This is a genomic window from Actinacidiphila sp. bgisy160, from assembly GCF_965342435.1.
Classification (GTDB): Bacteria; Actinomycetota; Actinomycetes; order Streptomycetales; family Streptomycetaceae; genus Actinacidiphila.
This window is the reverse complement of sequence record NZ_CBDRCM010000037.1, coordinates 62,800-78,248: the sequence shown is the minus strand read 5'-3', so window position 1 is coordinate 78,248 and position 15,449 is coordinate 62,800. Positions and strand designations below refer to the sequence as shown.

Here is a 15,449-nt window from a genome sequence, read left to right as displayed (position 1 = left end):
CTTCGCACCCCCGACCCGAGCGGTTCCACCGCACGGCCCGCGACTGGAGACAGTGTGACGGAGAACGTCGACGCGAAAGCCCACGACGGACACGCCCCCGCAGGCTATGCGGCGGCCCGGCTGGCCCTCCTGAACGGTGAGGGCCCCTCAGGGGCGCCGCGGCGCAAGGCGCTGGCCGCCCTGACCGACGCCTGGCTCGCCGACCTCGCCCGCGGCGCGGCCTGCCGGACCGGGGCCCGGGGCTGGTCGCTGGTCGCGGTCGGCGGCTACGGCAGGGGCGAGCTCTCCCCGCGCAGCGACCTCGACCTACTGCTGCTCCACGACGGCTCCGCCGGGCCCACGGACGTCGCCGGCCTCGCCGACGGGATCTGGTACCCGGTCTGGGACCTGGGCGTCGCCCTCGACCATTCCGTCCGCACCCCCGCCGAGGTCCGCAAGACCGCCGCGGAGGACCTCAAGGTCCAGCTCGGCCTCCTCGACGCCCGCCACATCGCGGGCGACACCGCCCTCACCGCCTCCCTGCGCGCCGCCGTCCTCGCCGACTGGCGCAACCAGGCCCCCAAGCGACTCCCCGCGCTCCACGAACTGTGCCTGGAGCGCGCAGAACGTCACGGCGAGCTCTCGTACCTGCTGGAACCCGACCTCAAGGAGGCCCGCGGCGGGCTGCGCGACGCCACCGCCCTGCGCGCCGTCGCCGCCTCCTGGCTCGCGGACGCGCCACGCGAGGGCCTGGAGGACGCCAGGACCCGCCTGCTCGACGCCCGGGACACCCTCCATCTGGTGACCGGCCGTGCCACCGACCGGCTGGCCCTGCAGGAGCAGGACCAGGTGGCCACCGCGCTCGGCCTGCTGGACGCCGACGCGCTGTTGCGCCAGGTGTACGAGGCCGCCCGGACCGTCAGCTACGCCTTCGACGTCACCTGGCGCGAGGTCGGCAGGGTCCTGCGCTCCCGCCAGATGCGGCCCCGCCGACGCGGGCTGCTCGGCCGCTCGCGTCCCGGGCAGAGCGGGGACGCGCCCCAGCGCACCCCGCTGGCCGACGGCGTCGTGGAGCACGAGGGCGAGGCCGTCCTCGCGCTCACCGCCAGGCCCGAGCGCGACCCCGTGCTGCCGCTGCGCGCCGCGGCGGCCGCGGCCGAGCACGGCGTACCACTGTCGCTGCACGCGGTCCGCCGGCTGAGCGTGGCCCAGGCCGGCCGGCCGCTGCCGGTGCCCTGGCCCGCCGAGGCCCGCGAACAGCTCGTCACGCTGCTCGGCGCGGGGGAGTCGACCGTGCAGGTGTGGGAGGCCCTGGAGGCGGAGGGCATGATCACGCGGCTGCTCCCGGACTGGGAGCGGGTCCGCTGCCGCCCGCAGCGCAACGCCGTGCACATCTGGACCGTCGACCGGCACCTCATCGAGTGCGCGGTGCGGGCCTCGCGCCTGACCCGCCGGGTCGGCCGCCCCGACCTGCTGCTCATCGCCGCCCTGCTGCACGACATCGGCAAGGGCTGGCCCGGCGACCACTCAGAGGCCGGCGAGGTCATCGCCCGCGACGTCGCGGCCCGCTTCGGCTTCGGCCGCGCCGATGTGGAGACACTGGCCCTGCTGGTGCGCCACCATCTGCTGCTGATCGAGACCGCGACCCGGCGCGACCTGGACGACCCCGCCACCGTGCAGAGCGTCGCCGAGGCCGTCCGCGACTCCGAGACACTGGACCTGCTCCACGCGCTGACCGAGGCGGACGCCCTCGCCACCGGTCCGGCCGCCTGGAGCGCCTGGCGGTCCTCGCTCGTCGGCGACCTGGTCAAGCGGGTCGCCGCCGTCCTGGCGAGCGGGGCGGTGCCCGAGCCCGCCGACCCCGAGCCCACCGCCGAGGAGGAGCGGCTGGCCGTCGAGGCGGCGCGCACCCAGGGCCCGGTCATCGCGCTGCACGCCCACGCCGAGCCCGACCCCGACGGGGCCGCCCCGAGGACCGCGGGGGACGAACCCGAGCCCGTCGGCGTGGAGCTGCTGCTCGCCGTCCCCGACCGCCCCGGGCTGCTCGCGGCGGCGGCGGGCGTGCTCGCCCTGCACCGGCTCACCGTCCGCGCCGCCGACCTGCGCGCGGTCGACCCCATCGGGCAGGGCCCGGTGACCCTCCTGCGCTGGCGGGTGGCCGCCGAATACGGCTCGCTGCCCGAGGCGGCACGGCTGCGCAACGACTTCGCCCGGGCCTTCGCCGGCTCCCTCGACATCGAGGCGCGGCTGGCGGAGCGCGAGTCCGCGTATCCCCGCCGCCGCGGCGTCACGCCCCCACCGCCCCGCGTGACCGTGGCCGCCGGCAGTTCCAGCGCCGCCACCGTCATCGAGGTCCGCGCCCACGACGCCCCGGGGCTGCTGCACCGCATCGGCCGGGCCCTGGAGTCCACCGGCGTGAACGTCAGGTCCGCCCGGATCAGTACGCTCGGAGCCAACGCCGTGGACGCCTTCTACGTCACCGACACCGCCGGGGATCCGCTTCCCGACGTCACGGCGGCCGAGGTCGCCGACGAGGTCGAGCGGGCCCTGCGCTGACGCGGTGGAGACCTTTCGCGGGCCGGGCGGATACCCTTGAGGACGACCTATCACCCGCCCCCGACCTGAGGATCCGCGACCGACGTGTTCGACACCCTTTCCGACCGCCTCGCAGCGACGTTCAAGAACCTCCGGGGCAAGGGCCGCCTGTCCGAGGCGGACATCGACGCCACGGCGCGCGAGATCCGCATCGCGCTGCTGGAGGCGGACGTCGCGCTGCCGGTGGTCCGTGCCTTCATCAAGCAGGTCAAGGAGCGGGCGGCCGGGGCCGAGGTGTCCCAGGCGCTCAACCCCGCCCAGCAGGTCATCAAGATCGTCAACGACGAGCTGATCGGCATCCTCGGCGGTGAGACCCGCCGGCTGCGCTTCGCCAAGCAGCCGCCGACCGTGATCATGCTCGCCGGTCTGCAGGGTGCCGGTAAGACGACCCTGGCCGGCAAGCTCGGCCGCTGGCTGAAGGGCCAGGGCCACGCCCCGCTGCTGGTCGCCGCCGATCTCCAGCGTCCCAACGCGGTCAACCAGCTCCAGGTCGTCGCGGAGCGGGCGGGCGTCGCGGTCTTCGCGCCGCAGCCCGGCAACGGCGTGGGCGACCCGGTCCAGGTGGCCAAGGACTCCATCGAGCACGCCCGCACCAAGCAGTACGACGTCGTCATCGTCGACACCGCCGGCCGCCTCGGCATCGACGCCGAGATGATGCAGCAGGCCGCGGACATCCGCGACGCCGTGCAGCCCGACGAGATCCTCTTCGTCGTCGACGCCATGATCGGCCAGGACGCGGTCAACACCGCCGAGGCCTTCCGTGACGGCGTCGGCTTCGACGGCGTGGTGCTCTCCAAGCTCGACGGCGACGCCCGCGGTGGTGCGGCGCTGTCCATCGCGCACGTCACCGGCCGCCAGATCATGTTCGCCTCCAACGGCGAGAAGCTGGACGACTTCGACGCCTTCCACCCCGACCGGATGGCCTCGCGCATCCTGGGCATGGGCGACGTCCTCAGCCTGATCGAGAAGGCCGAGCAGACCTTCAGCCAGGCCGAGGCCCAGAAGATGGCCGAGAAGCTGGCCAAGGGTCCCAAGGAGTTCACCCTCGACGACTTCCTCCAGCAGATGGAGCAGGTCCGCAAGATGGGCTCGATCTCCAAGCTGCTCGGCATGCTCCCGGGCATGGGCCAGATCAAGGACCAGATCAACAACCTCGACGAGCGCGACGTGGACCGCACCGCCGCGATCATCAAGTCGATGACCCCGGGCGAGCGCCAGGACCCCACGATCATCAACGGCTCCCGCCGCGCCCGCATCGCCCGCGGTTCCGGCGTGGACGTCAGCGCCGTGAAGAGCCTGGTGGAGCGGTTCTTCGAGGCGCGCAAGATGATGTCGCGGATGGCCCAGGGCGGCATCCCCGGGATGCCCGGCATGCCGGGCATGGGCGGTGGCGCCCGCCAGAAGAAGCAGCAGAAGAAGGCCAAGGGCAAGCGGCAGAGCGGCAACCCGCTCAAGCGGGCCGAGCAGGAGAGGGCCGAGGCCGCACGTCGCGAGCAGCAGGCCGGTGGCGCCTTCGGCATGCCGGCCGGCCAGGACGGCCAGAACTTCGAACTGCCCGACGAGTTCAAGAAGTTCATGGGCTGACCCCGGTCCATGTGCGTACGGCGGCGGTGCCTCCTGAGGAGGGCGCACCGCCGCCGCGCATGCATCATGGACCCATGCGCGTACACATCCGCCCCCCGGAGCCGGCCGACGCCCCCGCCTACCGGGAGGCGGTGCTGCGCTCCGCCGAGCACATCGGCCGGTGGAACCCGGTCGAACCGGACGGGCTGCCCGAACTGCTGCGGCGCCAGGGGCCCGTGCTGCGGACGTTCCTGATCCTCGACGAGGAGAGCGGCGGGATCGTCGGCAAGTGCAACGTGGCCAACATCGTCATGGGACGCTTCCGCAACGCCAGCCTCGGCTACGACAGCTACGTGCCCTTCGTCGGCACCGGGCGGATGAGCGAGGGCATGCGGCTGGTCGTCGACCGCTGCTTCGCCCCCGAACCGCGGGGCCTGGGCCTGCACCGGCTGGAGATCAACGTGCAGCCGGAGAACGAACGGTCCGTCGCCATGGCCAAGCGCCTCGGCTTCCGTCACGAGGGCTTCACGCCCCGGATGCTCTACCTGAACGACGCCTGGCGCGACCACGAGCGCTTCGCGCTCACCGCCGAGGAGTGGCCTGGGGCCTGAGGGGCGCCGGAGCGGAGCTGTCCTTATTGTCGGGATATGGGCAATCCCGTACCGCCCCGGCAGAATCCGGACGACCCATGGCGGACGGAGGGCGCGCCGGCCTCGCCGCCCACCCGGCGACGGCGCCGCATGGGCGGCTGGGGCGGCATGATCCTGACGGCGCTCGTCGTCTTCCTCATCACCGACCTGGTGCTCTCGTTCTTCACCGGGCCCCGGCCGACCACGATCTCGTACACCGAGTTCGACCGGCAGCTCGCCGCGGACAACATCTCGAAGATCTACTCCAAGGGCGACTCCATCGAGGGACAGCTCAAGAAGAAGCAGGAGGTCCCCGGCGCGGCCGAGGGTACGTACACGCAGTTCAAGACCCAGCGGCCGGTCTTCGCCGACGACGACCTGTGGGCGACCCTGGCCAAGAACGAGGTCACCGTCACCGCCGAACCCGTGGTCCAGCAGCGCGGACTGCTCTACAACCTGCTGCTCTCGCTCGCCCCCGTGCTGCTGCTGGTCGTGCTGTGGCTCTACGTCTCCCGCCGGATGAGCAAGCTCGCGGGTGGGCTCGGCGGGCTGGGCGGCATCGGCCGCAGAGGCCCGCCGCGGCCGGTCGTCCCCGAGGCGGGCCGCCGTACCACCTTCGCCGACGTGGCGGGCATCGACGAGGTGGAGGCCGAGCTGGGCGAGGTCGTCGACTTCCTCAAGCGCCCCCAGGCCTACCGGGCGCTCGGGGCGCGGATGCCGCGCGGCGTGCTGCTCGCCGGACCGCCGGGCACCGGCAAGACCCTGCTCGCCCGGGCCGTGGCCGGCGAGGCCGACGTGCCGTTCTTCTCCGCCTCCGCCTCCGAGTTCATCGAGATGATCGTGGGCGTCGGCGCCGGCCGGGTGCGCGAGCTGTTCGCCGAGGCCCGCAAGGTCGCCCCGGCGATCATCTTCATCGACGAGATCGACACCATCGGCCGCGCCCGCGGCGCCGCGGGCGGCATCGGCGGCCACGACGAGCGGGAGCAGACCCTCAACCAGATCCTCACCGAGATGGACGGCTTCTCCGGCTCCGAGGGCGTCGTCGTCATCGCCGCCACCAACCGGCCCGACGTCCTCGACCCCGCCCTGACCCGGCCCGGCCGCTTCGACCGTGTCGTCCACGTCAGCCCGCCCGACCGCACGGGCCGCGAGGCCATCCTCCGTATCCACCTGCGCCCAGTCCCCCTGGCGGGCGGGATCGACCTGACCGCCGTGGCCCGCGCGACGCCCGGGATGACGGGCGCGGAGCTCGCCAACCTCGCCAACGAGGCCGCGCTGCTGGCCGTCAAGCGCGGCAAGGGCGCCGTCGGGCAGAGCGAGCTCTCCGACGCCCTGGAGAAGGTGCAGCTGGGCGCGGCACGCCCGCTCGTCATACCCGCCGAGGAGCGCCGGCGCACCGCCTACCACGAGTCCGGGCATGCCCTGCTCGGCATGCTGCACCCGGGCGCCGACCCCGTACGCAAGATCACCATCGTGCCGCGCGGCCGCGCCCTCGGGGTCACCCTCTCCACCCCCGACTCCGACCGCTACGCGTACACCGAGGAGTACCTGCGCGGCCGGATCATCGGCGCGCTCGGCGGCATGGCCGCCGAACACGTCGTCTTCGGGGTGATCACCACCGGCGCCGAGAACGACCTGGAGCAGGTCACGGGCGTCGTCCGGGGCATGGTCGGCCGATGGGGCATGAGCGAGAAGGTCGGCCCGCTCTCCGCGATCCCGGCCGACTCCCAGCAGCCGTACGGACTGTCCGCCGCCCCCGCCACCCTCGACGTGATCGACGCCGAGATGCGCAGGATCGTGGACGAGTGCTACGGGACGGCCTGCCGGCTGCTGAGCCGGCACCGTGAGCAACTGGACGCCCTCGCGGAACGGCTGCTGGAGGCCGAGACGCTGGAGGAGGGGGAGGCCTACGAGGCGGCGGGCATCCCGCGGCTCGAGAAGGCCGCCGAGTAGCCGCAGCGCGGTCGCGCGGTCGTCGACGGAACGTTCCGGCTACACCCGGGCCACCAGGTACCGGAACACGTTCTCCATCCGGACCGTGCCGTCGGCGCGCCGGTACGCGTGCAGCGCCTCGCGCAGTTCCTTGCGCACCTGGTCCTCGTCGGTGGCCGCCACGGCGGCGTCGAAGAGCCCGGTCGACACCAGGCCGCGCACCGCGCTGTCCATGTCGGGGTAGCCGAACGGGCAGGACACCCGTCCCGATCCGTCCGGGCGCAGCCCCGCCCCCCGCGCCAGGTCCTCCAGGTCGTCACGGCCGCTGAGCCGGACCGCGGGGGAGGCGCCGCGCGGCTCGGCCAGCCGGGCCGCGACACGAAGCACCCGTCCGGTGGCGCAGCGCTCGGGCGGTCCCCAGCCGGCCAGCACGACCGGGCTGCCCCGCTCGGCGAGGCCGGCGGCGGCCCTGAGCGCCGGGACCAGCGCCGCCGGCGCCGTCCCCGGGTCCAGGGCGGTGACCATCGTGAACGGTGCCCCTTCCGGTACGGGCACCGCCTCAGGGCCGCCCGGCACAAGCCGGGTGCGCCCGCCTGACCGTACCGGCGGGCCCCACTGCGGCTCGGGCAGCAGCCGCTGCCGGGCCAGTTCGAGACGCCGGTCGTCCGGATCGCACCCCGTGACCGCCGCGCCCCGGGCCGAGGCCATGAGCAGCGCGAGCCCCGATCCGCAGCCGATGCCGAGCAGCCGGGTGCGGGGGCCGACCTCCAGCCGCTCGTGCACCGCCTCGTAGAGCGGTACGAGCATCCGCTCCTGGATCTCCGCCCAGTCACGCGCCCTGCCGTCGGTCCGGTGTGTTCGTGGGTGCCGTGCGAGCGTAGGTGTCATCGAGCGCCCCAATCAGCCGCGTCGCCGTCTCGCCGAAAGCCTTCCTCGTACGCCCCCCGGTTACGCCGCGCACCGTGTCCGTCACGCCACGCACGCCCCCGGAGCCAGCCAACTCCCCTTCCGGGCCGTAGTCCATAGGTTTGAAGGTGAGGATCGGGCCGATTCACGACCCCGCCGATTCACGTCCGGTGCCGCTGTCCCCGTACCATCTGCGGCATGGCAAAGGCTCCCGTACTCACGCCCCAGGCGGACGACTTCCCGCGCTGGTACCAGGACCTGATCAACAAGGCCGAGCTGGCCGACAACGGCCCGGTGCGCGGCACCATGGTCATCCGGCCGTACGGGTACTCGCTGTGGGAGCGGATGCAGCAGGAGATGGACGCGCGGATCAAGGAGGCGGGCGCCCAGAACGCGTACTTCCCGCTCTTCATCCCGCAGTCCTACCTGACCCGGGAGGCCGAGCACGTCGAGGGCTTCGCGCCGGAGCTGGCCGTGGTCACCCACGGCGGCGGCAAGGAGTTGGAGGAGCCGGTCGTCGTCCGGCCCACCTCCGAAACGATCATCAACGAGTACTTCTCCAAGTGGGTGCAGAGCTACCGCGACCTGCCCCTGCTCATCAACCAGTGGGCCAACGTGGTCCGTTGGGAGATGCGCTCGCGGCTCTTCCTCCGTACGAGTGAGTTCCTGTGGCAGGAGGGCCACACCGCGCACGCCACCTACGAGGACGCCCGCGACTACGCCGCGATGATCCACCGCGACGTGTACGGCGACTTCATGATCGACGTCCTGGGCATCGACGTCGTCCTGGGCCGCAAGACCGCACGCGAGCGCTTCGCCGGCGCCATCAACACCCTCACCCTGGAGGGCATGATGGGCGACGGCAAGGCGCTTCAGATGGGCACCAGCCACGAGCTGGGCACCAACTTCGCCAAGGCCTTCAACACCTCGTACCTGTCGAAGGAGGGGCAGCAGGAGCTGGTCTGGCAGACCTCCTGGGGCGTGTCGACCCGCATGGTCGGCGGCCTGATCATGTCCCACGGCGACGACAACGGACTGCGTGTGCCGCCGCGCCTGGCGCCGGTGCAGGCCGTGATCCTGGCGATCAAGGGCGACGACGCGGTCGTGGCCAAGGTCCGGGAGATCGGCGACCGGCTCAAGGCCGCGGGCGTGCGCGTGCAGATCGACGTCCGCACCGACACCCCCTTCGGCCGCCGCGCCGTGGACTGGGAGCTCAAGGGCGTGCCCGTCCGCGTCGAGGTCGGCCCGCGCGACCTGGAGAACGGCACCGCGATGCTCGCCCGCCGCATCCCCGGGGGCAAGGAGCCGGTGGCGATCGACGAGCTGATCGCGCTGGTGCCCAAGGCGCTGGAGGAGGACCAGGCCACGCTGCTGCGCCAGTCCCGTGAGCGGCGCGAGTCCCGCACCGTGGACGTCAAGACGATCGGCGAGGCCGCCGAGGCCGCGGCCACCGGCTGGGGCCGCATCCCGTGGGCGGACCTCGGCCCGGAGGGCGAGGCCAAGCTGGCCGAACAGGGCGTGTCGGTGCGCTGCCTCCTCACCGAGGACGGGGGCGTTCCGGAAGCGGACGACGCGCCGGGTACCGTCGCGGTCGTCGCGCGGGCATACTGACCGTCAACTGACTGAAAAGCGACGTACGTAATCGGCAGTACGTCCATGCTTGAGGCGGGTGCGTGACTTCTCCACTGTCCTCCGCACCCGCCCTCAGCCGTACGCATCATCCGGAACTGACTAGTACGTGCAAAATATTTGGGATGGCCCGGTATCGGAACACAGGGCGCCCCCGGCTCGTTGTCACGACGTGAGCACGACACCACCAGTCCTCGCCGCCGAGCTGGCAGTCGCATGGGCCGACATTCAACGGCACCATCCCGAACTGCCCGACCTGGCCGCCCCCGAGTCCCTGATCGGAGAGTCCTCGTCCGCGTGCGGCACGGAGCTCTCCTTCGAGCGCCTGCTGCACGAGGCCGTCCACGGAGTCGCCGCCGCGCGTGGCGTCCGGGACACCTCGCGGGCAGGGCGCTACCACAACCGTCGATTCCTGGCCATCGCCGACGAGCTCGGCCTGGACCACTCCGAGGAGCCGCACCCCAGCAGCGGCTTCTCCCTGGTCCAGATGCGCCCGGACACCAAGAAGCGCTACCGGGCGACGATCGACCGGCTGCAGCGCGCGCTCAGAGCGCACACCGCGGCGACCGCCGCCGACACCGCCCGCAGTTTCCGCGGGCCCGCCGCCCGGCACGGGTCCTCGGGCGGAGGCGTACGGGTGAAGGCGGTCTGCGACTGCGGACGCAACGTCCGGGTCGTGCCGTCCGTGCTCGCGCAGGCGCCGATCGTCTGCGGGGCGTGCGGCACACCGTTCCGGATTCCGGAGGCCGCGGCGGTCGCGTGAAGCGCCGCCGCGGCACGGGGCGGCACCGCACGGGGGCAGCGCCGGTGGGGTCACCGGCGTGCGGTGGCATGCCCGCCGTATGGCAGAATGGTCAGCTGAGCACTCGGCAGCCGTGCAGGACCCCTCTCTCCTTCGGCTGACGCGTCCGTCGGGCAACCGGCTCCACAACCCCACGTGGCGGTCTGGCCTGCCCAACCACGTCAACACCAGGAGAACCCACTCCCGTGGCAGTCAAGATCAAGCTGAAGCGTCTGGGCAAGATCCGTTCGCCTCACTACCGCATCGTCGTCGCCGACTCCCGTACCCGCCGTGACGGCCGGGCCATCGAGGAGATCGGCCTGTACCACCCCGTCCAGAACCCGTCGCGCATCGAGGTCAACGCCGATCGCGTCGCGTACTGGCTGGGTGTCGGCGCGCAGCCGACCGAGCCCGTGCTCGCCATCCTGAAGAAGACCGGCGACTGGCAGAAGTTCAAGGGCGAGCCGGCTCCGGCCCCGCTCCTGGTCGCCGAGCCCAAGGCCGACAAGCGCGCCCTCTTCGAGGCCGCCGCAAAGGACGCCGGTGACGAGCCCAAGGGTGAGGCCATCACCCAGAAGGCCAAGAAGTCCGACAAGAAGGACGAGGCCGCCGAGGCGGCCGAGTCGACCGAGGCCTGATCGTGCTCGAGGAGGCCCTCGAGCACCTGGTCAAGGGCATCGTCGACAATCCCGACGAGGTGCAGGTCGCCGCGCGTACCCTGCGCCGAGGGAAGGTCCTGGAGGTCCGGGTCCACCCCGACGACCTCGGCAAGGTGATCGGCCGCAACGGCCGCACCGCCCGCGCCCTGCGCACTGTCGTGGGCGCGATCGGTGGACGTGGTGTCCGCGTCGACCTCGTCGACGTGGACAACGTCCGCTGAGGTACGCAGCACCGGCACGGGCCGGGGGTGGCAATTGGGCCGCCCCCGGCCCGTGGCCTTACCCGACACGTGAGCACAGGAGCGCGAACAAGTGCAGCTGGTAGTGGGACGCATCGGCCGCGCCCATGGCATCAAGGGCGAGGTCTCGGTGGAGGTGCGCACAGACGAGCCGGAACTGCGGCTCGCCCCGGGCGCCGTGCTCGTCACGGACCCGGCCTCGGCCGGCCCGCTCACCGTGGAGGCCGGCCGGGTGCACAGCGGCCGGCTCATGCTGCGCTTCGCGGGGGTCAAGGACCGCAACGGCGCCGAGGCGCTGCGCAACGTCCTGCTGATCGCCGACGTCGACCCGGACGAGACGCCGGAGGACCCCGAGGAGTTCTACGACCACCAGCTGGTCGACCTCGACGTGGTCACCGCCGACGGCACCGAGGTCGGCCGGATCAAGGAGATCTCCCACCTGCCGTACCACGACCTGCTGGTCGTCGAGCGGCCGGACGGCAGCGAGGTCATGGTGCCCTTCGTCGCCGAGATCGTCCCCGAGATCGACCTGGAGCGGCAGCGAGCGGTCATCGCCCCCCCGCCCGGCCTGCTGGACGAGGCCGAGACGGAGCAGCAGGAGCAGTAGGACCATGCGCATCGACGTCGTCACGATCTTCCCCGAGTATCTTGAGCCGCTGAACGTCTCCCTGGTCGGCAAGGCCCGGGCGCGCGGGCAGCTGGACGTGCGTGTCCACGACCTGCGCCAGTGGACCCACGACCGGCACAACACGGTCGACGACACCCCGTACGGCGGGGGGCCCGGCATGGTCATGAAGCCCGAGCCGTGGGGTGAGGCCCTGGACGCGGTCCTGGAGTCGGGCGAGGGCTCGCCCGTGCTGGTGGTCCCCACCCCGAGCGGCCGCCCCTTCACCCAGGAGCTCGCGGTCGAGCTGTCCGGGAAGCCCTGGCTGGTCTTCACCCCGGCCCGCTACGAGGGCATCGACCGCCGGGTCATCGAGGAGTACGGCGAGCGGCTCGACGTCCGCGAGGTCTCCATCGGCGACTACGTGCTGGCCGGCGGCGAGGCCCCGGTCCTGGTGATGGTGGAGGCGGTCGCCCGTCTGCTGCCGGGCGTGCTCGGCAACGCCGAGTCCCACCGCGACGACTCCTTCGCCCCCGGTGCCATGGCCGACCTGCTGGAGGGCCCGGTCTTCACCAAGCCCCCGGTCTGGCGCGACCGCGGGGTGCCGGAGGTGCTGCTCAGCGGCCACCACGGCAAGGTGGCCCGATGGCGCCGCGACGAGGCCTTCCGCCGTACGTCGGAGAACCGCCCCGACCTGATCGAACGCTGCGACCCGGCGAGCCTGGACAAGAAGGACCGGTCGATGCTGGCCGCACTCGGCTGGGTCGTCGGCGAGGACGGGCGATTTGGGCGCGTGCCGGAGTCCGTGGAAGAATAGGCCGTTGCCGCTGTGCGTCCGGCGTGCGCCCCTGCCACAGGGGGACATGACGACCGTCCGACGCCGCGGCATTCGTATCACCACCACAATCCGCCGATGACCTGTGGCATGGGCGAAGAAAGCAGACGAACATGTCTCACCTGCTCGACTCCGTCGACGCCGCGTCGCTGCGCAGCGACGTCCCGGCCTTCCGCCCGGGTGACACCGTCAACGTCCACGTCCGCGTGATCGAGGGCAACCGCTCCCGCATCCAGCAGTTCAAGGGCGTTGTCATCCGCCGCCAGGGTTCCGGCGTCCGTGAGACCTTCACGGTGCGCAAGGTCTCCTTCAGCGTCGGCGTCGAGCGTACCTTCCCGGTGCACAGCCCGATCTTCGAGAAGATCGAGCTCGTGACCCGCGGTGACGTGCGTCGCGCCAAGCTGTACTACCTCCGTGAGCTGCGCGGCAAGGCCGCGAAGATCAAGGAGAAGCGCGAGCGCTGAGCCTGCCGGGCATGATGCGGAGCCCTATAGGCTCTGCGCTCGATGGACACAGAGGTACACCTTCCGGAGCGCGACCGCGCCGATGCCGCCGAACGGCGGGATGAGCGGTCGCGCTTCGGCGTACGTACACCGCGGTATGCGCTGCTCGTCGTGGCGGCCGCCGCCGTGGTCGCGCTGGTCAACGTCTTCGTGGCGCAGCCCTTCGAGATCCCCAGCGGGTCGATGGAGAACACCCTGCGGGCCGGGGACCGGGTACTCGTCAACAAACTGGCGTACCGTTTCGGCAGTACGCCGGCCAGGGGCGACATCGTGGTGTTCGACGGCAAGGGGTCGTTCGTGCAGGACTCCGGAGGGGCCGACTTCGTCAAGCGCGTCGTCGGTGTCGGCGGAGACCGGGTGACCTGCTGCGACGAGGCGGGCAGGATCACCGTCAACGGGCGCCCGCTGGACGAGACCTATATTTACCCCGGGGACACGCCGTCCCGGGTAGCGTTCGACATCGAGGTTCCGAAGGGGAGGCTGTGGGTGATGGGCGACCACCGTGCCGACAGCCGGGATTCCCGTGATCATCTCGGCGACCCCGGCGGGGGCACCGTTCCGGTGGACAAGGTGATCGGCCGGGCCGAGGCGACCATATGGCCGCTGGGCCGCCGCCGGTCCCTGGACGGCGCCCATGGGTAGCCGCGGCCGGGCGCGCCCTGGCCGGCCGAGCCGTGCCGAGTACCTGCTGGGTGAGGAGCCGGCCGGTCCGCGCAGGGGCGGCGGCCGTGCCGATCGGCGCAAGCTGGCGCGGAAGGTCAAGCGCCGGCGGCGCCGTTCCGCGGCCAAGGAGATACCCCTGCTCATCGGCGTCGCACTGCTGATCGCGCTGGTGCTCAAGACCTTCCTGCTGCAGGCCTTCGTCATCCCGTCGGGCTCCATGGAGCAGACGATCAGGATCGGCGACCGTGTGGTCGTCGACAAGCTCACGCCGTGGTTCGGCTCCCGGCCGCAGCGCGGTGACGTGGTGGTGTTCAAGGACCCCGGCAACTGGCTGGAGGGCGAGCAGGCCCAGTCCGGCGAGGACCCGGTGGTCGTCAAGCAGGTCAAGGAGTTCTTCACCTTCATCGGGCTGCTGCCGTCCGCGGACGAGCAGGACCTGATCAAGCGGGTGGTCGCGGTCGGCGGCGACACGGTGAAGTGCTGCGACGCCCAGGGGAGGGTCACCGTCAACGGGACCCCCCTGAACGAGCCCTACATCCATCCGGGCAATCCGCCCTCGGAGATCAAGTTCACGGTCAAGGTCCCGCCCAACCGTCTCTTCGTGATGGGCGACCACCGCTCCAACTCCGCGGACTCCCGCTTCCACCTCAAGGACGCCGGCAACGGCACCGTGCCGGAGAGCCTGGTGGTGGGCAGGGCCTTCGCCGTGGCCTGGCCGATGGGGCACTGGGCGGGACTGAAGGAACCGGCGACGTATTCCGGCGTCGCCGCCGCGGGGGGTTCGGGCGCGTCTGCCGCCAGGGCGGGTCCGGGAGTGGCAACATCCAACAATTGGCAAGGAATGACTCCGCTCCCGACTCCTGCGGAACTTCCGCTCGTTATGGGAGTGGTGAGCCTGCGGCGCATATGGCGCGGGCGGCAGCGCGCAGCAAGCGGAGTAAGGAGTGGATGTGGGGGACCTGGTGGTCGGCGCAAGGTCCGGACGCGGAGAGCCGGAGGATCGGGACCCCACGTCGGGCGGCTCGGCGGGCAACGGCGAGGCGCCGGTCGGAAAGAAGAACTCGGACGCGGGCGCGGAAACCTCCGAAGAGGCGAGCGACACGAAGGACCGTGACGGCGGCGCGGACAAGAAGCAGCGTTCGTTCTGGAAGGAACTGCCGCTGCTGATCGTCATCGCGCTCGCGCTGGCCTGGCTGATCAAGACCTTTCTGCTGCAGGCGTTCTCGATCCCCTCGGCGTCGATGGAGAACACCCTCAGGATCGGCGACCGGGTCCTGGTCGACAAGCTCACGCCCTGGTTCGGCTCCGAGCCCGAACGCGGTGAGGTCGTGGTCTTCCACGACCCGGGCGGCTGGCTCGGCGAGACCGTCCCGGTGGACACCAACCCGGTGACGAACGCGATCCAAAAGGGCCTGAGCTTCGTCGGCCTCATGCCGTCCGCGGAGGAGAAGGACCTGATCAAGCGGGTCATCGCGGTCGGCGGCGACACGGTGGAGTGCAAGGGCACCGGCCCGGTCAAGGTGAACGGCAAGGCACTGGACGAGCCGTACATCTACCCGGGGAACACCCCCTGCGGTGACCGTCCCTTCGGCCCGATCAAAGTCCCGCAGGGACGCATCTGGGTGATGGGTGACCACCGGCAGGACTCCCTGGACTCCCGGTACCACCAGAACCTGCCGGGCAACGGCACGGTCTCCGTGGACGAGGTCGTCGGCCGCGCGGTCGTCGTGGCCTGGCCGATCGGCAACTGGTCCACCCTCCCCGTCCCCAGCACCTTCGACCAGCCCGGCATCAACGCGGCGGCCGCGGGCCTGCCGGTCACGGGCGGGCTGGCCGGTGCGGTCCCGCTGGTGCTGTGGCGGCGGCGCCGTCTGATCAACCAGGCCGGGTGAGAGGGCTGCCCCGGGTCCGTACCCCCGGGTAAGGTGCGGA

15 protein-coding genes are annotated in these 15,449 nt (G+C 71.9%); 14 read left to right on the top strand and 1 reads right to left on the bottom strand.

Features of this window, described 5'->3' with window-relative positions; all coding sequences use genetic code 11:
- Nucleotides 1–54: 54 nt before the first annotated feature.
- The 4 genes from ACRWNP_RS25705 to ftsH all read left to right on the top strand — a co-directional run bounded on the left by ACRWNP_RS25705 (nt 55) and on the right by ftsH (nt 6,719).
- Nucleotides 55–2,535, top strand: a complete 2,481-nt coding sequence (locus ACRWNP_RS25705; RefSeq protein WP_431965256.1) for a [protein-PII] uridylyltransferase — start codon at nt 55–57, stop codon at nt 2,533–2,535.
- Nucleotides 2,536–2,619: 84 nt separating this feature from the next.
- Nucleotides 2,620–4,158 (top strand): signal recognition particle protein, encoded by a 1,539-nt coding sequence (gene ffh / locus ACRWNP_RS25700; RefSeq protein ID WP_431965254.1) that lies wholly within the window; start codon nt 2,620–2,622, stop codon nt 4,156–4,158.
- 74 nt (nt 4,159–4,232) lie between these two features.
- Complete coding sequence (locus tag ACRWNP_RS25695) at nt 4,233–4,748, top strand: GNAT family N-acetyltransferase (protein WP_431965252.1); 516 nt, start codon at nt 4,233–4,235, stop codon at nt 4,746–4,748.
- 36 nt (nt 4,749–4,784) lie between these two features.
- Nucleotides 4,785–6,719, top strand: coding sequence for an ATP-dependent zinc metalloprotease FtsH (gene ftsH, locus ACRWNP_RS25690; protein ID WP_431965250.1), 1,935 nt, complete (start codon nt 4,785–4,787; stop codon nt 6,717–6,719).
- 39 nt (nt 6,720–6,758) lie between these two features.
- Here the strand turns inward: ftsH and ACRWNP_RS25685 are convergent, their stop codons facing one another.
- Nucleotides 6,759–7,586 carry a class I SAM-dependent methyltransferase gene (locus tag ACRWNP_RS25685; RefSeq protein WP_431965248.1) on the bottom strand — a complete coding sequence of 276 codons (828 nt, stop codon included), beginning with the start codon at nt 7,584–7,586 and terminating at the stop codon, nt 6,759–6,761.
- Between the two features lie 216 nt (nt 7,587–7,802).
- Here ACRWNP_RS25685 and proS point away from each other — a divergent pair, with 216 nt between their 5' ends.
- The 10 genes from proS to lepB (ACRWNP_RS25635) all read left to right on the top strand — a co-directional run bounded on the left by proS (nt 7,803) and on the right by lepB (ACRWNP_RS25635) (nt 15,409).
- A complete protein-coding gene (gene proS, locus ACRWNP_RS25680) occupies nt 7,803–9,215 on the top strand; it encodes a proline--tRNA ligase (RefSeq protein ID WP_431965246.1) in 1,413 nt (470 codons plus the stop codon).
- Between the two features lie 190 nt (nt 9,216–9,405).
- Nucleotides 9,406–9,996 carry a hypothetical protein gene (locus ACRWNP_RS25675; protein WP_018562960.1) on the top strand — a complete coding sequence of 197 codons (591 nt, stop codon included), beginning with the start codon at nt 9,406–9,408 and terminating at the stop codon, nt 9,994–9,996.
- 224 nt (nt 9,997–10,220) lie between these two features.
- Nucleotides 10,221–10,652, top strand: coding sequence for a 30S ribosomal protein S16 (rpsP, locus tag ACRWNP_RS25670; RefSeq protein WP_018562959.1), 432 nt, complete (start codon nt 10,221–10,223; stop codon nt 10,650–10,652).
- 2 nt (nt 10,653–10,654) lie between these two features.
- The gene (locus tag ACRWNP_RS25665) at nt 10,655–10,894 is read left to right on the top strand and encodes an RNA-binding protein (RefSeq protein ID WP_018562958.1); all 240 of its coding nucleotides are present in this window, start codon (nt 10,655–10,657) and stop codon (nt 10,892–10,894) included.
- A 91-nt stretch (nt 10,895–10,985) separates the two neighbouring features.
- Nucleotides 10,986–11,519 carry a ribosome maturation factor RimM gene (gene rimM, locus ACRWNP_RS25660; RefSeq protein ID WP_431965244.1) on the top strand — a complete coding sequence of 178 codons (534 nt, stop codon included), beginning with the start codon at nt 10,986–10,988 and terminating at the stop codon, nt 11,517–11,519.
- A 4-nt stretch (nt 11,520–11,523) separates the two neighbouring features.
- Nucleotides 11,524–12,333: a tRNA (guanosine(37)-N1)-methyltransferase TrmD gene (gene trmD / locus ACRWNP_RS25655; protein WP_431965242.1), complete on the top strand. Its 810-nt coding sequence runs from the start codon at nt 11,524–11,526 to the stop codon at nt 12,331–12,333.
- Between the two features lie 131 nt (nt 12,334–12,464).
- On the top strand, nt 12,465–12,815 hold the full coding sequence (gene rplS / locus ACRWNP_RS25650; protein WP_431965240.1) for a 50S ribosomal protein L19: 351 nt from the start codon (nt 12,465–12,467) through the stop codon (nt 12,813–12,815).
- 42 nt (nt 12,816–12,857) lie between these two features.
- Entirely contained in the window at nt 12,858–13,496 is a 639-nt protein-coding gene (lepB, locus tag ACRWNP_RS25645) for a signal peptidase I (protein WP_431965238.1), read from the top strand.
- Complete coding sequence (gene lepB, locus ACRWNP_RS25640) at nt 13,489–14,631, top strand: signal peptidase I (protein ID WP_431965236.1); 1,143 nt, start codon at nt 13,489–13,491, stop codon at nt 14,629–14,631. The genes lepB (ACRWNP_RS25645) and lepB (ACRWNP_RS25640) overlap by 8 nt, the downstream gene beginning before the upstream one ends.
- Nucleotides 14,632–14,671: 40 nt before the next feature.
- Nucleotides 14,672–15,409 carry a signal peptidase I gene (gene lepB / locus ACRWNP_RS25635; protein ID WP_431965265.1) on the top strand — a complete coding sequence of 246 codons (738 nt, stop codon included), beginning with the start codon at nt 14,672–14,674 and terminating at the stop codon, nt 15,407–15,409.
- Nucleotides 15,410–15,449: the final 40 nt, after the last annotated feature.

What these genes read in the sequence shown, in the direction of transcription:
- ACRWNP_RS25695 (WP_431965252.1), top strand. Translation starts at nt 4,233, where the DNA reads ATGCGCGTACACATCCGCCCCCCGGAGCCGGCCGACGCCCCCGCCTAC.
- ftsH (WP_431965250.1), top strand. Translation starts at nt 4,785, where the DNA reads ATGGGCAATCCCGTACCGCCCCGGCAGAATCCGGACGACCCATGGCGG.
- ACRWNP_RS25685 (WP_431965248.1), bottom strand. Translation starts at nt 7,586, where the DNA reads ATGACACCTACGCTCGCACGGCACCCACGAACACACCGGACCGACGGC.
- proS (WP_431965246.1), top strand. Translation starts at nt 7,803, where the DNA reads ATGGCAAAGGCTCCCGTACTCACGCCCCAGGCGGACGACTTCCCGCGC.
- trmD (WP_431965242.1), top strand. Translation starts at nt 11,524, where the DNA reads ATGCGCATCGACGTCGTCACGATCTTCCCCGAGTATCTTGAGCCGCTG.
- rplS (WP_431965240.1), top strand. Translation starts at nt 12,465, where the DNA reads ATGTCTCACCTGCTCGACTCCGTCGACGCCGCGTCGCTGCGCAGCGAC.
- lepB (WP_431965238.1), top strand. Translation starts at nt 12,858, where the DNA reads ATGGACACAGAGGTACACCTTCCGGAGCGCGACCGCGCCGATGCCGCC.
- lepB (WP_431965236.1), top strand. Translation starts at nt 13,489, where the DNA reads ATGGGTAGCCGCGGCCGGGCGCGCCCTGGCCGGCCGAGCCGTGCCGAG.